The organism is Paenibacillus sp. P4_A7 (assembly GCF_056402455.1).
Genome location: NZ_JBFUHJ010000579.1, coordinates 1 through 3,061 on the forward strand (window position 1 = coordinate 1; position 3,061 = coordinate 3,061).

The following is a 3,061-nucleotide window of genomic DNA, read 5'->3' on the forward strand; positions in this document are numbered from 1 at the left end:
TCACAATCTATAGTGCTTGCCGGTGGCAATACGGTTTGTTCTTTGATTGCACGGGATAAAATGGATCTGTTAGGAGCTGGCATTGGCAAAACAATTTTCAAGCTAAAAGATAATGAGTCAACCGATTCCAGCCCCAAATATTATAATATTATCGCTGGAAACACGGTAATTAATAACCTTTACGTTGAAGGCATTACATTTGACGTGAATGGAGTCAATAATAAAATCAGCCCAAATAGGAGCAGTGGCGCCTATTATCAATTTAATTGTGCAGGTATTTTTATCTCCGGCACGGTAGCCACTTCCGGAGCTGATGCTAGGTTGTATAATTCTAAAATTACGAATTGCGAATTTATCAACTCACCTGGAGTTACTTGTATAGCTACAGGACAACAAGAATCCCCCGGCATAATAAGTAATAATGTTGAAATAAGCTTCTGTAGATTTTACAACAACGGTTTTGATAGCAGTGATCACTCTTCCATCTACATGTGGGGCGATGCAATCAATGTTCATGATTGTGTCTTTGATCACCCCACCGTGTCCACAGGTATCGAGGGGCCGGTAGTCGCCGCTGAGCTTCACGGGTCTGAAAATTTCTTTACTAACAATATTGTTAATAATTATGCTCAGGGACTATGGATTTCTGGAAATCAGAAAACACCATCAAGAGGGATTAGTGTAACCGGAAACTCCTTTGCAGTTTCATGGTTTGGAGTTGGTTTGTTCAGTATTAATCCTATAGGCCTCGGCACATCGGATGTTGTAATTGGAAATAACAGAATACACATTATCCCAGGTGAAATTCTAAACCCGGGAATGGGATTCCCTAAAACCGCGGTATTCTTGAATATGACTGACGGTGGTGGCGATCGAATGACGGTCACAGGGAATCAATTGTATTGTACAGACCGGTCTACTAACATTGCGGTTTTGGTYAGTGCGGCTGCAAATGGTTATATGAAAGATACGATGATATCCGATAATTTGATCAATGGCTTTAGCAGGGGGATTTGTGTAGGGCTTGGGGCAGTCGGATCTGTTTATAATACCKTAATAAAATCTAATGTTGTTTGCAACCTGCAACCGACTACAAACTTACCCGCCACAGTAGGAATACATGTGTCCGGAACGCAAGGAGGAGTAACCCTATCATCCAATGATGTTGGCGGAGGGAATGGTACTACCGATCAAGGTATTTTTATTGGCAACTTTGGACCAGCCGGCTCTCTTGAGTATCTCCACTTTGAAGGAAATAGAGTAGATGCTTCGGCAGTTACCCCTATTGAGGACAGTATTTTAGTAATTGACAGGAGAACAGGCGCGCAAGCTCGAACCTTCTCAGCTTTACCTGCACAATCCACATGGAAGATAGGAGATTCTGTAACCTTGGACTCCCCTATACAAGCAGGAACATCCCCAAATAAGTACATGATTGTCGGTTGGCATAGGATAACGAATGGCACTGGAAATGTTCTTAACACAGATTGGGTAGAAGGAAGAGTTCTTACTGGTAATTAACTCTAGATTAAACTTCTCTATATTGAGCTTGATTTCTAGCCGAACGCCTATGCGAAGGAATATCAAATCCAGGTCGGAGTGAAGCCTGCTTTGAAAACGATTACATCGAGAGGTTGTTGAATATGAATAAAATACGATTAGGCATTATCGGCTGCGGTGGCATTGCAAACTCTGGACATGCGAAAGGGCTAATACAACTGAGTGACATCATGACTGTCACGGTCGCCTGCGACCATAATTTGGATCGTGCGGAGCAAATGGTTCAGCTTGTGGGGGCGGAGAAAGCGGTGACGGACTATCGCGATATGCTGGACGACGTGGACGCCGTCTTGATCGCGCTACCGCATGACCTGCATTATGAAGTGGGGCTGGCGTGTTTAAAAGCCGAAAAGCATGTTCTGATGGAGAAGCCGCTGGCCAATACGGAAGAGGAGTGCGCGGARCTGATCCGTTTGGCAGAAGCGAAGAATCTGGTACTGATGACGGCATATCCGGTACCATTCTGGCCGGTCATCGAGAAGATGAAGGAACTGATCGACAGCAAAGCGTACGGCGACATCTTCCAGCTGTCTATCTGGACGGAGCAAATGACGTTCGCCGAGGAAGGACACTGGACTCATTCGGCGAAACGGCTGGGCGGCGGTCAGCTTTTCAGTCATGGCTGTCACTATATCGATCTGATGCTGCGTTTTCTTGGTAATCCAGTCAAGGGCGTGCATATGGGCACGAACCTGGGCACACCGTGGATGGAGAAGGAAGGCACGAGCAACGTGACGATTGAATTCGAGAACGGTGTGATGGGCTACCACTTCGGCACATGGGGCGCCCGTGGTTCCAGGCTTGGATACAGCATTCATGCCCACTGCACAAAAGGAATGCTGGATATGCACCTCGGCGAAGGCAAGCTGTACGCGTATTCGAATATGAAGGTGGAGCACGGCGATCTGGAGACGGGATCAAGTAGTGAGGTACTGATGGAAATCGAGGAGCCGGGCAAGATGACACAGCATGAAACACGCCATTTCCTGGATTGCATCGCCAGCGGTAAAAAGCCGATCGTCGACGGGCCGCGAAGTATTCAGGGATTGCGGGTCATATGGAAGCTGTATGAAGCTGAGCAAAATAATACGATCGCAGATTTGCGCGGACTCGGCTTGGATGAGGATTGGGACAACCCAGCTCTAAGGACGAATTTCCAGTTGGTATAAGCAGCTTGAGCGTCATTGTTATGGAATTGTTCGAATCATGAGTATGAAGATATAGCTGCAGTTGTGAAGGGCACCCGAGTGGGCAATGTCATTAAGTTAAGACGCAGGGCCAAAAATCAAGAACAAGAGCAGGTTATCGAAAAGATAGCCCGCTCTTTTTTTTTGCACAAAGAAGAAAAATAGAACTTGACAAGCAGATGAAATGGTGTGGCGAAGCCCCTTGAAAAAACGAGGAGGTTACGCCAATGAATGAGTACGCGAATTCGCTAAAAGAAACGCTGACATCCCTCATACGAGAAATGTCAGCGGCACCAGCACCTTATGTCAAAAAA

General features: G+C 46.1%; 2 protein-coding genes. Both read left to right on the top strand.

Features of this window, described 5'->3' with window-relative positions; genetic code table 11:
• Positions 1-1,521: hypothetical protein (locus tag AC1DWN_RS31260; RefSeq protein WP_477562756.1), on the top strand; the 1,521-nt coding region annotated here is incomplete at its 5' end.
• A gap of 122 nt (positions 1,522-1,643) precedes the next feature.
• Complete coding sequence (locus tag AC1DWN_RS31265) at positions 1,644-2,729, top strand: Gfo/Idh/MocA family protein (protein ID WP_477562757.1); 1,086 nt, start codon at positions 1,644-1,646, stop codon at positions 2,727-2,729.
• Positions 2,730-3,061: the final 332 nt, after the last annotated feature.